Origin of the sequence: Bacillus sp. AFS023182, assembly GCF_002560575.1 — a bacterium.
Classification (GTDB): Bacteria; Bacillota; Bacilli; order Bacillales; family Bacillaceae_G; genus Bacillus_A; species Bacillus_A arachidis.
The window spans coordinates 28,226-46,258 of record NZ_NTRO01000056.1; the positions used below are offsets into that span (position 1 = coordinate 28,226).

Sequence of the window (18,033 nt, forward strand, 5' to 3'; positions counted from 1 at the left end):
TACATAAGTAGTTATACTTGAACAATCGATAAAAATCAATTATTCACCTTTATTTTTTTTGATAATTTCTTCTGAAACAGACTTTGGCACTTCTTCATAATGGTCAAATACCATTGAGAATGTTCCACGTCCTTGAGTGTTAGAACGTAATGACGTTGCATAACCGAACATTTCAGAAAGTGGAACCATAGCGCGAACAACTTGTGCGTTACCGCGAGCTTCCATACCTTCTACACGTCCACGACGAGATGTTACGTCACCCATGATGTCTCCCATGTACTCTTCAGGAATTACAACTTCAACTTTCATCATTGGCTCAAGAATTACTGGGCTACATTTAGAAACCGCAGCTTTAAGTGCCATAGATGCAGCGATTTTGAACGCCATCTCAGAGGAGTCAACATCATGGTAAGATCCGTCAACTAATGCAGCTTTAATGTCTACTAGTGGATATCCAGCAAGTACACCATTTTTAAGTGCATCTTCAAGACCTGCTCCTACAGCTGGGATGTATTCACGTGGAACAACACCACCGACGATCTTGTTTTCGAATTCGAATCCTTTACCTTCTTCGTTAGGTTCAAACTCAATCCAAACGTGACCGAATTGTCCACGACCACCAGATTGACGAGCGAACTTACCTTCAACTTTCGCAGCAGCGCGGAAAGTTTCACGGTATGCTACCTGAGGAGCACCAACGTTTGCTTCAACTTTGAATTCACGGCGCATACGGTCAACGATGATATCAAGGTGAAGTTCACCCATACCAGCGATGATTGTTTGGCCAGTTTCTTGGTCAGTGTGAGCACGGAATGTTGGATCTTCTTCAGAAAGCTTAGCTAATGCTGTACCCATTTTATCTTGGTCAGCTTTAGATTTTGGTTCGATAGCTACAGAGATAACTGGCTCTGGGAATTCCATAGACTCAAGGATAACAAGGCTCTTCTCGTCACAAAGAGTATCACCAGTAGTAGTATCTTTTAAACCTACAGCAGCAGCGATGTCACCAGCGTAAACTGTTGAGATCTCTTCACGGCTGTTAGCGTGCATTTGTAGGATACGACCTACACGCTCACGCTTACCTTTAGTTGAGTTTTTCACGTATGATCCAGAGTTTAACACACCAGAGTACACACGGAAGAACGTTAACTTACCAACATAAGGGTCAGTCATGATTTTGAATGCTAGAGCTGCGAATGGTTCTTCATCGCTAGACTTACGTTCTACTTCTTCATCTGTATCCGGAAGAATACCTTTAATAGCAGGTACATCTAATGGAGATGGTAAGTAGTCAATAACTGCGTCTAACAGAATTTGAACACCTTTGTTTTTGAATGCAGAACCACAGATTACTGGGAAGAATTCTACAGAAGTTGTAGCCTTACGGATACCAGCTTTAAGCTCTTCTACAGTGATTTCTTCACCTTCTAGGTACTTCATCATCATTTCTTCATCAAGCTCAGCTACCGCTTCAATAAGTCTTCCGCGGTATTCTTCAGCTAATTCTTTGTGCTCTTCAGGAATTTCAACACGTTGAATGTCTGTTCCTAAATCGTTACCGTACATGTAAGCACACTCTTCAACAAGGTCAATGATACCATTGAACTCATCTTCAGCACCGATTGGTAACTGAATTGGATGTGCGTTTGCTTGTAAACGATCATGGATTGTTCCTACAGAGTATAAGAAATCAGCACCGATTTTATCCATTTTGTTAACGAATACGATACGAGGTACGCCGTAAGTAGTAGCCTGACGCCAAACAGTTTCTGTTTGTGGTTCTACACCAGATTGTGCATCAAGTACTGCTACTGCGCCATCAAGTACGCGTAAAGAACGTTCTACTTCTACTGTGAAGTCTACGTGTCCTGGAGTGTCAATGATGTTTACACGGTGACCTTTCCATTGAGCTGTAGTTGCAGCAGAAGTAATTGTGATACCACGCTCTTGCTCTTGCTCCATCCAGTCCATCTGAGATGCACCTTCGTGAGTTTCACCGATTTTATGAATACGACCTGTGTAGTACAGGATACGTTCAGTTGCTGTTGTTTTACCAGCATCGATGTGAGCCATGATACCAATATTACGAGTGTTTTCTAAAGAGAACTCTCTTCCCATTTGGTGTCTTGCTCCTTCCATATATGGATTGGATTTTTTATTTTAAGTAGCAAAAAAAGCCACTTTATTTTGTTACACATGTCAGTATGTCCAGTGCTCTCATTATGTAAAACGAGCGCCATTGAAAGGGAGAGGCATTCTCCCTCTCCACACTTCCATAAGCGACAAATAAAGCGGTCTATGCTTACATTTATTTTACGTTGAATCCTACCAACGGTAATGAGCAAATGCTTTGTTAGCTTCTGCCATTTTATGAGTGTCTTCACGTTTCTTAACAGATGCACCAGCGTTGTTAGCTGCATCTAAGATTTCGTTAGCAAGACGCTCTTCCATAGTTTTTTCACCACGAAGACGAGCGTAGTTTACTAACCAACGAAGACCTAAAGTTGTACGGCGTTCTGGACGAACCTCAACTGGAACTTGGTAGTTAGCACCACCAACACGACGAGCGCGTACTTCAAGAACAGGCATAATGTTCTTAAGAGCTTGCTCGAATACTTCCATTGGCTCTTTACCAGTACGTTCACTAACGATATCGAACGCATTATAAAGAATTGTTTGAGATTTACCTTTTTTACCGTCAACCATCATTTTGTTGATTAGGCGTGTTACTAGTTTAGAATTGTACATTGGATCTGGTAACACATCACGTTTCGCAACAGGTCCTTTACGAGGCATATTGAGTTCCTCCTTTCATTGTAAATTTATTATTTTTTAGCAGGTTTTGGTCTCTTAGTACCATATTTAGAACGTCCTTGCATACGTTTGTCAACACCAGCTGTGTCAAGCGCACCACGAACGATGTGGTAACGTACCCCCGGTAAATCCTTTACACGACCACCGCGAATTAATACTACGCTATGCTCTTGTAGGTTATGACCGATACCTGGGATGTAAGCAGTAACCTCGATACCGTTTGTTAAACGTACACGAGCGTATTTACGTAACGCTGAGTTCGGTTTCTTTGGAGTCATTGTACCAACACGAGTACATACACCACGTTTTTGAGGTGCAGAGATATCAGTTGATTTTTTCTTTAAAGAGTTGAAACCTTTGTTTAACGCAGGTGATTTAGATTTCCATACTTTATCAGTACGACCATTTCTCACTAATTGGTTAATAGTAGGCATTTGATTTATCCTCCCTTCGCATGTTTGTATGACCACATATCCAGGTGGTTCATTATTAGTTGAAAACAAAGTTTTTGCAAGGGAGAGCAAATGCTCTCTCCTCACAAAAACAGTTTTAACTTATTATTCCTATTGCTGAAGCTCCCACTTGAATCCCCGAAGCTTTACCAAGCTTACGAACCGATTCAACTTTGGTTATGGGCACGTTATGTTGCAGTGCAGTACGAGCGATAACATGGGTTAAACGCATGTCAGCATCTTCTGCAATAACAACTTCTTTAACTGTACCATTTTTAATTGCTTCCAATGTTCGTTTATGACCAACGATTACATTTTCCGCATTTGATACTTTTTGATAAGACATATACATATCCTCCAAAGCATCGTTCAGGAGCAACCTTGCTTATAGTAACATTTTGACTCATACAATGTCAACTAGGATTATCTGTTTTTATACAAAATTTACGACGGAAAATTTTACTGTTCCACGTAAACTTCATCGTTTTCTACATTCATGTCTTCTTGTGTTGTTTTAACAAGATCCACTTTACGATAACGATTCATACCAGTTCCAGCTGGAACAAGTTTACCGATGATAACATTCTCTTTCAATCCTAGAAGTTCATCGCGTTTGCCTTTAATTGCTGCATCTGTTAGAACGCGAGTTGTTTCTTGGAACGACGCTGCAGATAAGAATGAATCTGTTTCAAGTGATGCTTTTGTAATACCAAGAAGTACTGGTCGTGCTGTAGCTGGCTGTTTACCTTCTAACAACACTTTTGCATTCGCATCAGTAAACTGGTGGATATCCAGTAATGTTCCTGGTAATACATCTGTTTCACCCGCATCGATGACACGGACTTTACGAAGCATTTGGCGAACCATTACCTCTACGTGCTTGTCACCAATTTCTACCCCTTGCATACGGTATACTTTTTGAACTTCACGTAATAAGTATTCTTGAACTGCCGTAATGTCCGTTACTTTTAGTAATTCTTTCGGATCAATAGAACCTTCTGTTAACTCTTTTCCGTGAGCAATCGGCTGTCCTGGAGCTACTTTCAGACGAGCACCGTAAGGAATAGCATACGTACGAGCTTCAACTTCACCCTGTACAACTACTTCTTGGCGATCTTTAACATCGTTGATCGCTGCGATAACACCGTCGATTTCACTGATAACTGCCTGACCTTTCGGATTACGAGCTTCGAAGATCTCTTGGATACGAGGTAAACCTTGTGTGATATCATCTCCGGCAACCCCACCTGTATGGAACGTACGCATTGTTAACTGTGTACCTGGCTCACCGATAGATTGAGCTGCGATAATACCTACCGCCTCTCCTACTTCTACGTCTGTACCAGTTGCTAAGTTACGACCGTAACACTTCTTACATACACCGTGGCGAGTATTACACGTAAACGCTGAACGGATGTGTACAGTTTCAACACCCGAATTTTCAACGATATGAGCGATATCTTCAGTAATTAATTGGTTTTCACCAACTAATACTTCACCTGTTTCAGGATGTTTTACAGTTTTTCTTGCAAAACGTCCAACAAGACGATCATATAGTGACTCAATAACTTCATTACCCTCTTTAATCGCACCAATTAATAAACCACGATCTGTTCCACAATCATCTTCACGAACGATTACATCTTGTGCAACGTCTACAAGACGACGTGTTAAGTAACCAGAATCGGCAGTTTTAAGTGCTGTATCGGCAAGACCTTTACGCGCACCATGCGTAGAGATGAAGTACTCAAGTACTGTTAAACCTTCACGGAAACTTGATTTGATCGGAAGCTCAATGATACGACCAGATGGATTGGCCATCAGACCACGCATACCAGCAAGCTGAGTAAAGTTCGATGCGTTACCACGGGCACCGGAATCACTCATCATGAAGATTGGGTTGCGTTTATTCAAGGATTTCATCAGCTTTCCTTGGATAACATCTTTCGCATTACTCCAAATAGAGATAACGCGATCGTAACGTTCTTCTTCCGTGATTAAACCGCGACGGAATTGTTTAATTACATTATCTACTTTTGCTTGTGCTTCATGGAGAATTTCATCTTTTTCGCCTAATACAAGAATGTCTGATACCCCAACTGTAATACCAGCTTTTGTAGAGTATTTAAATCCTAAGTTTTTCATACGGTCAAGCATACGAGATGTTTCCGTAATGTGGAAACGTTTGAACACTTCCGCAATAATATTACCAAGGATTTTCTTACTAAATGGCGCCACTTCTTCGCGACTAGCAATAATTTCTTTAATGTTCGCACCTTTTTCAACGAAATATTTCGCTGGTGTTTCTTTTTCAAGGTTTGAGTTTGTTGGTTCATTAATATAAGGGAACGACTCTGGTAAGATTTCGTTAAATATTAATTTACCAACTGTTGTTAATAGAAGCTTACCTTTTTGCTCTTCAGTAAATGTTACGTTATTTACTGAACTTGCAGCAACTGCAACACGTGTGTGCAGATGTACATATCCATTTTGGTATGCAAGTATTGCTTCGTTTGCATCTTTGAAGACCATACCTTCACCGATTGCACCCTCACGCTCAAGTGTTAAGTAGTAGTTACCTAATACCATATCCTGAGATGGAGTAACAACTGGTTTTCCGTCTTTTGGATTCAAGATGTTTTGTGCCGCTAACATAAGAAGACGAGCTTCCGCTTGTGCTTCTGATGATAACGGAACGTGAACCGCCATTTGGTCACCGTCAAAGTCCGCGTTGTATGCAGTACATACAAGTGGGTGAAGACGGATTGCGCGACCTTCTACTAGTGTAGGTTCAAACGCCTGGATACCAAGACGGTGAAGTGTTGGTGCGCGGTTTAGAAGTACTGGATGCTCTTTGATCACAGATTCTAAAACGTCCCAAACTTCAGGTTGTACACGCTCGATTTTACGTTTAGCACTCTTAATGTTGTGTGCTAATCCTTTTTCCACTAAATCTTTCATAACGAAAGGTTTGAACAATTCAAGTGCCATCTCTTTCGGTAATCCACATTGATACATTTTTAAGTTCGGTCCTACAACGATAACGGAACGACCAGAGTAATCAACACGTTTACCTAATAAGTTTTGACGGAAACGTCCTTGTTTACCTTTTAGCATGTGAGATAGCGATTTTAATGGACGGTTACCCGGACCAGTAACTGGACGGCCACGACGACCATTATCGATTAATGCGTCTACAGCTTCTTGTAACATACGTTTTTCGTTTTGAACGATGATGCTTGGTGCACCTAAGTCCAATAGACGTTTTAAACGGTTGTTACGGTTAATTACACGGCGGTATAAATCATTTAAGTCAGAAGTTGCAAAACGTCCACCATCTAACTGTACCATTGGGCGTAGTTCTGGTGGGATAACTGGCAGAACATCTAAGATCATCCAAGAAGGTTCATTGCCAGAGTTACGGAATGCTTCTAATACTTCTAGACGTTTAATAGCACGAGTACGACGTTGTCCTTGTGCTGTTTTTAATTCTTCTTTTAAGAAGTCTACTTCTTTATCCAAATCGATGTCTTGTAATAGCTTCTTAATCGCTTCTGCACCCATAGCAGCTTGGAATGTGCTGCCATATCGATCACGATATGCACGGTATTCTTTTTCAGAAAGCAATTGCTTCTTATCAAGTGGTGTATCTCCACTTTCTGTTACAACATAAGAAGCGAAATAAATTACTTCTTCAAGCGCGCGAGGGGACATGTCTAAGACAAGTCCCATGCGGCTCGGGATACCTTTGAAATACCAAATATGAGATACAGGAGCAGCCAATTCAATATGACCCATACGTTCACGACGTACTTTCGCACGCGTCACTTCAACGCCACATCGATCACAAACTACACCTTTATAACGTACACGCTTATATTTTCCGCAATGACATTCCCAGTCCTTTTGTGGTCCGAAAATACGCTCACAGAACAAGCCGTCTTTTTCTGGCTTTAACGTACGATAGTTAATTGTTTCTGGTTTCTTAACTTCACCGTATGACCAAGAACGAATCTTGTCAGGTGAAGCAAGTCCAATCTTCATATATTCAAAGTTATTTACATCTATCAAGGGGCCTACCTCCCTTTTAGTCTACAGGTTATCCCAATTATTCCTTAGTTGTCTCAACTTCGATATTCAATTTGTCTGCTGATTGATGATCATCATCATCTTCCGTATCACGCATTTCAATTTCTGTATCGTCACTAGACATCATTTTAACGTCCATACCTAAACTTTGCAGTTCTTTAATCAATACTTTGAATGATTCTGGAACGCCTGGTTCTGGAACATTTTCACCTTTAACAATTGCTTCATATGTCTTAACGCGGCCGACAACATCATCAGACTTCACTGTTAAGATTTCTTGAAGAGTATAAGCAGCACCGTAAGCTTCAAGTGCCCAAACCTCCATCTCACCGAAACGCTGTCCACCGAACTGAGCTTTACCTCCAAGAGGTTGCTGCGTTACAAGTGAGTATGGTCCAGTAGAACGAGCATGAAGTTTATCGTCAACCATGTGCGCAAGTTTAATCATATACATGACACCAACAGATACGCGGTTGTCGAATGGTTCACCAGTACGTCCGTCATACAGGATTGTTTTCGCGTCATTTGCCATACCAGCTTCTTCGATTGTACCCCATACATCTTCCTCACGAGCACCATCGAATACTGGTGTTGCAACGTGGATACCAAGGTATCTTGCTGCCATACCAAGATGAAGCTCTAATACCTGACCGATATTCATACGAGATGGTACCCCTAATGGGTTCAACATGATATCGATTGGTGTACCGTCTGGTAAATATGGCATATCTTCTTCCGGTAAAATACGGGAGATAACACCTTTGTTACCGTGACGGCCGGCCATCTTGTCACCTTCAGAAATCTTACGTTTTTGAACGATATATGCACGTACAAGTTGGTTTACACCTGGTGGCAATTCATCGCCATCTTCACGGTTAAATACTTTTACGTCTAAGATAATACCGCCACCACCGTGTGGTACACGAAGTGATGTATCACGTACTTCACGTGCTTTCTCACCGAAGATTGCATGTAATAAGCGTTCCTCTGCTGTTAATTCTGTTACACCTTTTGGTGTTACTTTACCAACAAGTAGATCTCCGTCTTTTACTTCAGCACCGATGCGAATAATACCACGTTCGTCAAGGTTGCGAAGCGCATCTTCCCCAACGTTCGGGATATCACGTGTAATTTCTTCTGGTCCAAGCTTCGTATCACGAGCTTCTGATTCATATTCTTCAATATGGATCGAAGTGTACACATCGTCTTTTACAAGGCGCTCACTCATAATGATCGCATCCTCGTAGTTATAACCGTCCCATGTCATGAAGCCAACAAGCACGTTACGTCCAAGTGCTAGTTCACCTTTTTCCATAGAAGGACCATCCGCAAGGATTTCACCTTTTACAACTTGATCGCCAACACTTACGATTGGACGTTGGTTATAGCAAGTTCCTTGGTTAGAACGAATGAATTTCAACATTTTGTAGCGATCTAAGTCGCCTTTTACCTTTTGACCGTCAACTTCTACATAACGGCGTACCCAAACTTCACGTGCTTCTACGCGTTCAACAACACCTGGGTGTTTACAGATTACTGCAGCACCTGAGTCTTTTGCTGATACGTACTCCATACCTGTACCTACAATCGGAGATTCCGGATTCATTAACGGAACCGCCTGACGTTGCATGTTCGCACCCATAAGTGCACGGTTGGAGTCATCGTTTTCTAAGAACGGAATACAAGCTGTCGCTGCCGACACTACTTGTTTTGGAGATACATCCATGTAGTCGATGCGTTCTCTATTTGTGACAATGTTTTCACCACGGAAACGAGCTACGATATCTTCATCAAGGAATTCCCCTTCTTCAGATAATTTCATATTCGCTTGGGCTACAACATAGTTATCTTCTTCGTCTGCTGTTAAGTAATCAACATGACCCGTTACACGACCAGTTTCCGGATCAACACGACGGTATGGAGTTTCAATGAAACCAAACTCATTTACTTTCGCGAATGAAGATAATGAGTTGATCAAACCGATGTTTGGTCCCTCTGGTGTTTCAATTGGACACATACGACCATAGTGAGAGTAGTGAACGTCACGTACTTCAAAGCCTGCACGCTCACGTGTTAAACCACCAGGTCCTAATGCTGATAGTCTTCGTTTGTGCGTTAACTCTGCTAATGGGTTTGTTTGGTCCATGAACTGAGATAACTGAGAACTTCCGAAGAACTCTTTAATAGATGCAATAACTGGACGAATGTTAATTAACGCCTGCGGTGTAATTGCATTTGTATCTTGAATCGACATTCTCTCACGAACAACACGTTCCATACGAGAAAGACCGATACGGAATTGGTTTTGTAATAACTCCCCTACAGAACGCAGACGACGATTTCCTAAATGGTCAATATCATCTGTATCTCCTACTTTGTATAGTAGGTTAAAGAAGTAGCTAATAGAAGCAAGGATATCACCTGGTGTGATATGTTTTACGTCACGAGTGATATTTGCATTTCCAATTACGTTGATAGAACGTTCGCCATCTGACTCTGGAGCATAAATCTTAATAGATTGCAGCTCAACATCGCCTTCTACCACTCCACCCATTGGTTTCGCTGTTTTGAATCCAATGTTTTTCTCTAAGTAAGGTAAAATGCGATCTAATGTACGACGATCTAAGATTGTTCCTTCAGCCGCTAAAATTTCACCAGTTTCTGGATCCACTAATGTTTCAGCTAAACGTTGGTTAAACAATCTATTTTTAATGTGTAACTTTTTGTTGATCTTGTAGCGGCCTACATTTGCTAAATCGTAGCGCTTTGGATCAAAGAAGCGAGAAACAAGCAAGCTTTTCGCATTTTCTACTGTCGGTGGTTCACCTGGACGTAGACGCTCATAAATTTCAAGCAATGCTTTTTCTGTGCTATCTGTGTTGTCTTTTTCTAGCGTATTGCTTAAGTATTCGTTATCACCTAAAAGCTCGGTGATTTCTTGATCAGAGCCAAACCCTAATGCGCGTAACAAAACAGTTACAGGAAGTTTACGCGTACGGTCAATACGTACATATACAACATCCTTAGCATCTGTTTCATACTCTAACCAAGCTCCGCGGTTTGGAATTACAGTAGCAGTAAAACCACGTTTTCCGTTTTTATCCACTTTGCCACTATAGTATACGCTTGGAGAGCGAACTAACTGGGAAACGATAACACGTTCTGCACCGTTAATTACGAATGTTCCTGTCTCTGTCATGAGTGGGAAATCTCCCATGAACACATCCTGTTCTTTTACTTCACCAGTTTCCTTATTGATTAGACGAACTTTCACACGAAGTGGTGCTGCATACGTCACATCACGCTCTTTACACTCTTCTACAGAGTATTTAGGTTCACCTAAGCTGTAGTCGATAAATTCAAGCGATAGATTTCCCGTAAAGTCTTCAATCGGAGAAATGTCTTGGAACATTTCTCGCAAACCCTCATCAAGAAACCACTGATAAGAAGAGGTTTGAATTTCGATAAGATTTGGTAACTCTAATACTTCACTAATACGGGCATAACTTCTTCGTTGGCGGTGGCGTCCGTATTGAACTAGTTGACCTGTCAACTGCTTCACCCCTCAAATCATGAGTATTATAAATGCACAAAAAAATTTGTGCAAAATCACAAATAAATACAGCTAACGCCATTAGCGTAGCTTTTTCTCTCAAAGATAGATACGTTGAGTCTTTCTACCTGCTCAAAAAAGAAAAATGGCTTCTATAAGAAAACCATCATTCTGTTTCATAATCTGCTGATTTTACTATCTTTTCCAAGAGAAACAAAAATATACATTTTTCTCAACGCAGAAAATCATATATTGGCATTGTATAATGTTAACATAGCCAAAAATAACCGTCAACGTTTTTTTGATTTTATGATATAATATCCTTTTTTCTTTTCTACAACCTCAACTTCAGAAAATGATTCTTCTAGTTTTTTTAGCGCAGATGGTGCTCCTTGTTTCTTTTGAATAACAATCCAAAGCTCCCCACCTGGTACTAGATGATCCACAGCTTTTTCTAAAATTTCATGCACGATATGCTTACCAGCACGAATCGGAGGATTAGATAGAATAGCAGCATACTGTCCGTTCACATTTTCATAGACGCTACTTTGGAAAATATGAACATTTTCAATTTTGTTATTAGCGGCGTTTTCTTCCGCAAGCCCAAGCGCCCTTTCATTCACATCCACCATATGAACGTTACGACCTTGCCACTCTTTCGCTAATGATAAACCGATTGGACCGTATCCACACCCAACATCCAACACATCACCTTGAACATCTGGCATTTGAAACGCTTCAATTAAAAGACGAGAACCAAAGTCTACCTCGTTTTTCGAAAACACCCCATGGTCAGATAAAAAAACAAATCGAGATCCTCGCAATGTATATTCCCATCGTTTACGATCACTTTTGCTCGAAGGGTCGTTAGAAAAATAATGGTCTGCCATATGGCCACCTCTTTTCTTTACAGTTAAAAAAAAAGCCCGCATAAGAGCGAGCTTTTTTTAAGCTTCAAAAGTTAATTACTTAACTTCTACAGCAGCGCCAACTTCTTCAAGTTTAGCTTTCATTTCTTCAGCTTCTTCTTTAGAAGCGCCTTCTTTGATTGCTTTTGGAGTGTTGTCAACTAATTCTTTAGCTTCTTTTAAGCCAAGACCAGTGATTTCACGAACAACTTTGATAACTTTGATTTTTTGAGCTCCAGCACTTTCAAGTACTACGTCAAATTCAGTTTTCTCAGCAGCAGCTTCACCAGCGCCACCAACAACAGCTACAGGAGCAGCAGCAGTTACGCCGAATTCTTCCTCGATAGCTTTTACTAAGTCGTTAAGTTCTAATACAGTCATAGATTTAACTGCTTCAATGATTTGTTCTTTAGTCATTGTAAATATCCTCCCTTAAATAGGTTTGTATTGTTTTATCGATAACACGTAATTATCTTTTAAAAAATTAAGCGCCTTGCTCTTCCTTTTGATCTGCAACTGCTTTAGTAGCAAGTGCAAGGTTACGGATTGGAGCTTGAAGAACGCTAAGAAGCATAGAAAGTAAGCCTTCACGTGATGGAAGAGTAGCGATAGCTTTAACCTCATCAAGTGATACAAGTTTACCTTCGATTACACCCGCTTTAATTTCTAAAGCTTCATGATCTTTAGCGAAGTCGTTTAATACTTTTGCAGGAGCAACTACATCCTCGTTACTGAACGCGATTGCGTTTGGTCCTGTTAAGAATTCGTTTAACTCAGCCATTTCAACAGATTCTGCAGCACGACGAGTTAAAGAGTTTTTGTAAACTTTGAACTCAACGCCAGCTTCACGTAAGTTTTTACGTAATTCAGTTGCTTCAGCTACTGTTAAACCACGGTAGTCAACAACGATTGTAGATTTACTTTCGCGAAGTTTATCAGCGATTTCAGTTACAACTTGTTGTTTAGTTTCGATTGCTTTGCTCATGTTATTACACCTCCTGTAGATTATATAGAAGATGTACCGAAAGTGCACTAAAAACCTCCATGCCCAGTTGTAGACATGGAGGCATATAGTCACAGAAAAAAATTCCGTTTCGTATATTAACACCTAGGTAGGAAATTAAGCCAAATTGGCACCTACTGTCTACGGTACACTATTTAAATTCACAACATAAATGATTATATTAAAACTTCTTTATGAAGTCAACTTCCAATTTTTACGCGATTGTAGAAACGTCTACACGTACGCCAGGTCCCATTGTAGAAGCAACAGTTGCATTCTTCATGTAAGTACCTTTTGCAGCAGCTGGTTTAGCTTTTACTAGCGTATCAGCAATTGTTTTGAAGTTTTCTACTAATTTAGCATCTTCGAAAGATACTTTACCGATTGGAACGTGGATGTTACCAGCTTTATCAACGCGGTATTCAACTTTACCAGCTTTGATTTCGTTAACAGCTTTAGTTACATCGAAAGTAACTGTTCCAGTTTTAGGGTTTGGCATTAAACCTTTAGGTCCTAATACGCGACCAAGTTTACCAACTTCACCCATCATGTCAGGAGTTGCTACTACTACATCGAAATCGAACCAACCTTGTTGGATTTTACCGATGTAATCAGTATCGCCTACGAAGTCAGCGCCAGCAGCTTCAGCTTCTTTTGCTTTTTCGCCTTTAGCGAATACTAATACACGTTGTACTTTACCAGTACCGTGTGGAAGAACAACTGCGCCACGGATTTGTTGGTCAGCTTTCTTAGGGTCAACACCTAAACGGAATGCAGCTTCTACAGTTGCATCAAATTTAGCTGTGTTTGTTTTCTTTACTAATTCTACTGCTTCTGTTGCAGAGTAAGCAGTTGCACGATCAACAAGCTTTGCAGCTTCTACGTACTTTTTACCTCTTTTAGCCATGTTTATTTCCTCCTTGAATGTGGTTTTAGCGGAATAACCTCCCACGTTTACGCCTTCGTTTCGGGAATCCCCTGAGGATGTGCGCCCATCCATTTATTTAAAAACGATACTCATTTACGATAATAAAGGTTGCGAATTGGAATTCCAGACCCGCAACCTTTTTTACAAAAAAACAAATCGAATTAGTCTTCGATAACGATACCCATACTGCGTGCAGTACCTTCAACCATACGCATTGCAGCTTCTACGCTAGCAGCGTTTAAGTCAGGCATTTTAGTTTCAGCGATTTCGCGTACTTTATCACGCTTAACAGTTGCCACTTTATTACGGTTTGGTTCACCAGAACCAGACTCAATACCAGCTACTTTCTTAAGAAGAACAGCAGCAGGAGGAGTTTTAGTAATGAAAGTGAATGAACGGTCTTCGAATACCGTAATTTCAACAGGAATGATAAGACCAGCTTGATCTGCTGTACGAGCGTTGAACTCTTTACAGAAGCCCATGATGTTAACACCCGCTTGTCCTAATGCTGGACCAACTGGTGGAGCTGGGTTAGCTTTACCTGCAGGAATTTGAAGTTTTACCATTTTAATTACCTTTTTAGCCACGAGACACACCTCCTTAAGTCCGTGATGTGGTCAATTGGGCAGTGATTTGCCCTCCCACTTCTATTTTATCTGTAACGATAAAATCTTTTCAAAAAACGTCTCCGTTGCCGAAGACGTACTGACTTAAAAGATATTATCACTTTTTACAGTTCATTTCAAGTTTCATTTTATAATTTTTCAATTTGATGGAAATCGAGCTCGACCGGTGTTTCACGACCAAACATATCTACAAGCACTCTCACTTTTTGTTTTTCCATATCAATCTCTTCGATTGCACCTGTATAATTCGCGAATGGTCCTTCATTAACCCGTACTGTTTCATGAAGTTCAAAGTCGAAATCAACCACTTCATTGTCCATTCCCATATGCTTCATAATGGTAACAACTTCCTCTTCTAACAAAGGAGATGGTTTTGAACCTGATCCAGAAGATCCAACAAAACCTGTTACACCTGGCGTATTACGAACAACATACCAAGAATCATCAGTCATAATTAGTTCAACTAATACATAACCCGGGAATACTTTTCGTTTTGTTAATTTTTCTTTTCCGTTTTTCATTTCTACTTCTACTTCTTCCGGAACAACAACACGGAAAATTTTATCCTGCATTCCCATTGATTCTACACGTTTTTCTAGGTTTGCTTTTACTTTATTTTCATATCCAGAATAAGTATGGACAACATACCAACTTTTTTCCATTCATTTAGGACGAGCGTCCTTCCCTCCCTGACGTACATTTTTTTGCGCAAATGAAAAAACCCGTTCATCGGGCTTTTACACAGTTCGTATAAATAACATTATATCATGGATAAGTGCTTCTTATTCAAGAATTAACCGAATTAAAGAAGAAATACCCATGTCAACTACTGCGAAGAAAACTGCAAAAAAGACAACTGTCGCAATAACAGTAGCTGTTGAACGGAGTAATTCATCTTTCTTAGGCCAACTTACTTTTTTCATTTCGCGACCTACATCGCCGAAAAAGTTCGTCAAACGCATTTACGGGACCTCCAGTTTATTATTTCGATTATTTATTTTGTTTCCTTATGAACTGTATGCATATTGCATGTTTTACAAAATTTCTTTATCTCAAGCCGCTCTACTGAGCTCGTATCTTTCATTGTAGAGTAGTTTCGGTTCTTACACTCTTCACATGAGAGTACAACTTTTTTCCTCATTTGTTACACCAACCTTGTAACATTATGTCCCTAAAAATGTATCATACAATAAAAGACAATGTCAATGACATGCCGCTTACTACCTCACAAAAAGAAAGCAGGAGAATGATTTTACTCCTGCAACATACACTACGAATTTAGAGTTGTATTTTCTCTCATCTCCATATATCGTTCAAGTTTTCTTTTCACGCGCTGTAGAGCATTATCAATAGACTTTACATGCCTATTTAACTGCTCTGAAATTTCCTGATAAGAACGACCATCTAAGTATAAAGAAAGAACTTTTCTTTCTAAATCGCTTAATAATTCAGATATTTTCAGTTCTATGTCGGTATATTCTTCCTGACTAATAATCATCTCTTCAGGATCAGTCACCTTTGCTTCTGAAATAACATCTAATAGCGTACGATCAGATTCCTCATCGTAAATCGGTTTATCCAAAGAAACATACGAATTTAAAGGAATATGCTTTTGTCTCGTTGCTGTCTTAATAGCAGTAATAATTTGACGAGTAATACATAATTCAGCAAATGCTTTAAAAGAAGATAGCTTGTCCTCTTTGTAATCACGAATAGCTTTAAATAAACCGATCATACCTTCTTGAACAATATCTTCCCGATCGGCACCTACTAAAAAATAAGATCTTGATTTTGCACGAACAAAGTTCTTGTACTTGTGAATTAAATACTCAAGAGCATCAATATTACCTTTTCGAACTAACTCAACTATTGCCTCATCCTCTAAATCGCGAAACGTAACGTTGTTGGTACTTACGAAGCCTGTTTCCACTCTGATCCCTCCGACCGCTATTTATTTAGAAATATTATACAGTAAGCGTTTGAAGAGCGTCAATGCTTCAACGCTCTCCTCGCCTTAATTTTTCTAACTTTTCTGTAATATCCTTACTAAATATCGTTCGCATAGCTGGTTGTTTCTCTTTTACCTTTTGCGTTTGATGGCGCACTTGTTGTTCCATCATCTTTACTTCTAACTCCAGCTCACGCGCTGATTTCCGCAGTGCACCTTGTCCAAAAATAACCCACTGCTCTGTATAATCAGAAGTCGCAACATAAATTTGTGTATTAATATTGCGAAGTTCAATCGCAAGCTGTTCGATTTTTTCATCCGCGGTTTGATTTTTTCTTGTGAAAATGACTTCAACACGTGATTGCTTCATCTTCTTCTCAATACCTTGAACCGTATAAGCATCAAATACGATCATCACTCTTGTTCCTGTATACCCCTGATAGTCTGCCATCTTATCGATAAGCGCGTCTCTTGATGCTTGCAAATCTACATCCCGTAATTGTTTTAAATCTCCCCAAGCCCCAATAATGTTGTATCCATCGACGATTAAAATCTCGTTCATTTTTACTCACCAATTTGGTGACGTTTGCGATATACCTCGTACATTAACAGACTAGCAGCTACTGAAGCATTTAAGGATGTAACTTTACCAACCATCGGCAAGTTGATTAAGAAATCACATTTCTCACCAATAATACGGCTCATCCCTTTTCCTTCACTACCAATTACCAATCCAATCGGCATATTACCATCTAAATTACGATAATCCGTTTTCCCTCTTGCATCTGTACCCGCAATCCAAAGACCGCGCTCTTTTAAATCATCAATTGTTCGAGATAAGTTTGTCACGCGAGCAACAGGAATATATTCAATTGCTCCTGTTGAAGCTTTCGCAACTGATGCTGTAAGCCCAACAGCTCTTCTTTTCGGAATAATAATGCCGTGAGCACCTGTTGCATCTGCCGTACGCATAATAGAACCTAAATTATGCGGATCTTCAATTTCATCTAGGATTAAGAAGAACGGATCTTCATTACGCTTAGCAGCTGCTTCAAATAAATCCTCTAATTCTGCATATTGATATGCCGCTACTTGTGCAATTACTCCCTGATGATTCCCTTCAACAAGTTGGTCTAACTTTTTCTTTGGTGCATGTTGCAAAATAATTTTATTTTCTTTCGCTAATGCTAATACAATTTGCACTTGTCCTTTAGCTGCACCTTCTGCAATCCAAATCTTATTAATATCTCTTCCTGATCGTAACGCTTCAATTACAGGGTTACGTCCGATAATATATTCACTACTCATATTGATGCGCCCCCTTCCTTCGCTTCTAAAACATCAATTGCTTTATATACAAGTTCTTCTAATCTTTCGCTATTGTTCAATAAGTAATGGTATCCAAGCAATGCCTCAAAAGCAGTGCTATAGCGATATGTTTGCACATCTGTATTTTTAGGAACAGAACCCGAATTTGCATTACGTCCTCTTCTTAAGACCGCTTCTTCTTCATCTGTCAAAAATGCTGTTTCTAGTAAATGATAAACAACTTTCGCTTGTGCTTTCGCCGAAACAAAGCTTGTCCCTAAACGATGTAATTGGTTAGGACGAACCGTTCCTTTTTGAAGGAGGTGATAGCGGATATATTGTTCATATACCGCATCACCCATATATGCTAACGCTAAGCTGTTTAATTGCTTTGCATCAATCAT

The 18,033-nt window shown here is 40.0% G+C and carries 18 protein-coding genes and 1 other annotated feature; all 18 genes read right to left on the bottom strand.

From position 1 onward, the window contains the following. Nucleotides 1-39: 39 nt before the first annotated feature. Nucleotides 40-2,118 (bottom strand): elongation factor G, encoded by a 2,079-nt coding sequence (gene fusA / locus CN288_RS21340; protein ID WP_026593163.1) that lies wholly within the window; start codon nt 2,116-2,118, stop codon nt 40-42. Nucleotides 2,119-2,325: 207 nt separating this feature from the next. Next, complete coding sequence (rpsG, locus tag CN288_RS21345; protein WP_001137493.1) at nt 2,326-2,796, bottom strand: 30S ribosomal protein S7; 471 nt, start codon at nt 2,794-2,796, stop codon at nt 2,326-2,328. A gap of 29 nt (nt 2,797-2,825) precedes the next feature. Next, nucleotides 2,826-3,248, bottom strand: a complete 423-nt coding sequence (gene rpsL, locus CN288_RS21350) for a 30S ribosomal protein S12 (RefSeq protein WP_001142341.1) — start codon at nt 3,246-3,248, stop codon at nt 2,826-2,828. A 115-nt stretch (nt 3,249-3,363) separates the two neighbouring features. Next, complete coding sequence (locus CN288_RS21355) at nt 3,364-3,612, bottom strand: ribosomal L7Ae/L30e/S12e/Gadd45 family protein (RefSeq protein ID WP_026593162.1); 249 nt, start codon at nt 3,610-3,612, stop codon at nt 3,364-3,366. A gap of 113 nt (nt 3,613-3,725) precedes the next feature. Continuing rightward, nucleotides 3,726-7,337 (bottom strand): DNA-directed RNA polymerase subunit beta', encoded by a 3,612-nt coding sequence (gene rpoC / locus CN288_RS21360; protein WP_098303058.1) that lies wholly within the window; start codon nt 7,335-7,337, stop codon nt 3,726-3,728. Between the two features lie 37 nt (nt 7,338-7,374). Then, a complete protein-coding gene (gene rpoB / locus CN288_RS21365) occupies nt 7,375-10,908 on the bottom strand; it encodes a DNA-directed RNA polymerase subunit beta (protein WP_026593160.1) in 3,534 nt (1,177 codons plus the stop codon). 290 nt (nt 10,909-11,198) lie between these two features. Continuing rightward, nucleotides 11,199-11,798, bottom strand: a complete 600-nt coding sequence (locus tag CN288_RS21370; protein ID WP_090694438.1) for a class I SAM-dependent methyltransferase — start codon at nt 11,796-11,798, stop codon at nt 11,199-11,201. A gap of 75 nt (nt 11,799-11,873) precedes the next feature. After that, nucleotides 11,874-12,233: a 50S ribosomal protein L7/L12 gene (gene rplL / locus CN288_RS21375; protein WP_006093113.1), complete on the bottom strand. Its 360-nt coding sequence runs from the start codon at nt 12,231-12,233 to the stop codon at nt 11,874-11,876. A gap of 67 nt (nt 12,234-12,300) precedes the next feature. Then, nucleotides 12,301-12,801 carry a 50S ribosomal protein L10 gene (gene rplJ, locus CN288_RS21380; RefSeq protein WP_026593158.1) on the bottom strand — a complete coding sequence of 167 codons (501 nt, stop codon included), beginning with the start codon at nt 12,799-12,801 and terminating at the stop codon, nt 12,301-12,303. Between the two features lie 39 nt (nt 12,802-12,840). Continuing rightward, nucleotides 12,841-12,984: a sequence feature (ribosomal protein L10 leader region), on the bottom strand. A gap of 49 nt (nt 12,985-13,033) precedes the next feature. Then, on the bottom strand, nt 13,034-13,726 hold the full coding sequence (gene rplA, locus CN288_RS21385; protein ID WP_026593157.1) for a 50S ribosomal protein L1: 693 nt from the start codon (nt 13,724-13,726) through the stop codon (nt 13,034-13,036). Between the two features lie 182 nt (nt 13,727-13,908). Further along, the gene (rplK, locus tag CN288_RS21390) at nt 13,909-14,334 is read right to left on the bottom strand and encodes a 50S ribosomal protein L11 (RefSeq protein WP_001085872.1); all 426 of its coding nucleotides are present in this window, start codon (nt 14,332-14,334) and stop codon (nt 13,909-13,911) included. A 167-nt stretch (nt 14,335-14,501) separates the two neighbouring features. Further along, nucleotides 14,502-15,035 carry a transcription termination/antitermination protein NusG gene (gene nusG, locus CN288_RS21395; protein ID WP_000415795.1) on the bottom strand — a complete coding sequence of 178 codons (534 nt, stop codon included), beginning with the start codon at nt 15,033-15,035 and terminating at the stop codon, nt 14,502-14,504. A gap of 120 nt (nt 15,036-15,155) precedes the next feature. Then, complete coding sequence (gene secE / locus CN288_RS21400) at nt 15,156-15,335, bottom strand: preprotein translocase subunit SecE (protein WP_026593156.1); 180 nt, start codon at nt 15,333-15,335, stop codon at nt 15,156-15,158. A 32-nt stretch (nt 15,336-15,367) separates the two neighbouring features. Continuing rightward, nucleotides 15,368-15,514, bottom strand: a complete 147-nt coding sequence (gene rpmG, locus CN288_RS21405) for a 50S ribosomal protein L33 (RefSeq protein WP_002055487.1) — start codon at nt 15,512-15,514, stop codon at nt 15,368-15,370. A gap of 129 nt (nt 15,515-15,643) precedes the next feature. Beyond that, the gene (locus CN288_RS21410; RefSeq protein ID WP_003194323.1) at nt 15,644-16,303 is read right to left on the bottom strand and encodes an RNA polymerase sporulation sigma factor SigH; all 660 of its coding nucleotides are present in this window, start codon (nt 16,301-16,303) and stop codon (nt 15,644-15,646) included. Between the two features lie 67 nt (nt 16,304-16,370). Next, complete coding sequence (locus tag CN288_RS21415; protein WP_026593155.1) at nt 16,371-16,883, bottom strand: NYN domain-containing protein; 513 nt, start codon at nt 16,881-16,883, stop codon at nt 16,371-16,373. Nucleotides 16,884-16,885: 2 nt separating this feature from the next. Beyond that, entirely contained in the window at nt 16,886-17,629 is a 744-nt protein-coding gene (gene rlmB / locus CN288_RS21420; RefSeq protein WP_026593154.1) for a 23S rRNA (guanosine(2251)-2'-O)-methyltransferase RlmB, read from the bottom strand. After that, nucleotides 17,626-18,033 (bottom strand): Mini-ribonuclease 3, encoded by a 408-nt coding sequence (locus CN288_RS21425; protein ID WP_026593153.1) that lies wholly within the window; start codon nt 18,031-18,033, stop codon nt 17,626-17,628. Before CN288_RS21425 ends, rlmB begins: the two co-directional genes overlap by 4 nt.

Excerpts from the sequence above, each read along its gene's own strand:
- CN288_RS21425 (WP_026593153.1), bottom strand. The coding sequence starts at position 18,033 with ATGATTGATGCAAAGCAATTAAACAGCTTAGCGTTAGCATATATGGGT.
- rpsL (WP_001142341.1), bottom strand. The coding sequence starts at position 3,248 with ATGCCTACTATTAACCAATTAGTGAGAAATGGTCGTACTGATAAAGTA.
- rplL (WP_006093113.1), bottom strand. The coding sequence starts at position 12,233 with ATGACTAAAGAACAAATCATTGAAGCAGTTAAATCTATGACTGTATTA.
- rplJ (WP_026593158.1), bottom strand. The coding sequence starts at position 12,801 with ATGAGCAAAGCAATCGAAACTAAACAACAAGTTGTAACTGAAATCGCT.
- CN288_RS21415 (WP_026593155.1), bottom strand. The coding sequence starts at position 16,883 with ATGAACGAGATTTTAATCGTCGATGGATACAACATTATTGGGGCTTGG.
- secE (WP_026593156.1), bottom strand. The coding sequence starts at position 15,335 with ATGCGTTTGACGAACTTTTTCGGCGATGTAGGTCGCGAAATGAAAAAA.
- CN288_RS21370 (WP_090694438.1), bottom strand. The coding sequence starts at position 11,798 with ATGGCAGACCATTATTTTTCTAACGACCCTTCGAGCAAAAGTGATCGT.
- rpmG (WP_002055487.1), bottom strand. The coding sequence starts at position 15,514 with ATGAGGAAAAAAGTTGTACTCTCATGTGAAGAGTGTAAGAACCGAAAC.
- rpsG (WP_001137493.1), bottom strand. The coding sequence starts at position 2,796 with ATGCCTCGTAAAGGACCTGTTGCGAAACGTGATGTGTTACCAGATCCA.
- CN288_RS21355 (WP_026593162.1), bottom strand. The coding sequence starts at position 3,612 with ATGTCTTATCAAAAAGTATCAAATGCGGAAAATGTAATCGTTGGTCAT.
- rlmB (WP_026593154.1), bottom strand. The coding sequence starts at position 17,629 with ATGAGTAGTGAATATATTATCGGACGTAACCCTGTAATTGAAGCGTTA.
- nusG (WP_000415795.1), bottom strand. The coding sequence starts at position 15,035 with ATGGAAAAAAGTTGGTATGTTGTCCATACTTATTCTGGATATGAAAAT.
- rplA (WP_026593157.1), bottom strand. The coding sequence starts at position 13,726 with ATGGCTAAAAGAGGTAAAAAGTACGTAGAAGCTGCAAAGCTTGTTGAT.
- fusA (WP_026593163.1), bottom strand. The coding sequence starts at position 2,118 with ATGGGAAGAGAGTTCTCTTTAGAAAACACTCGTAATATTGGTATCATG.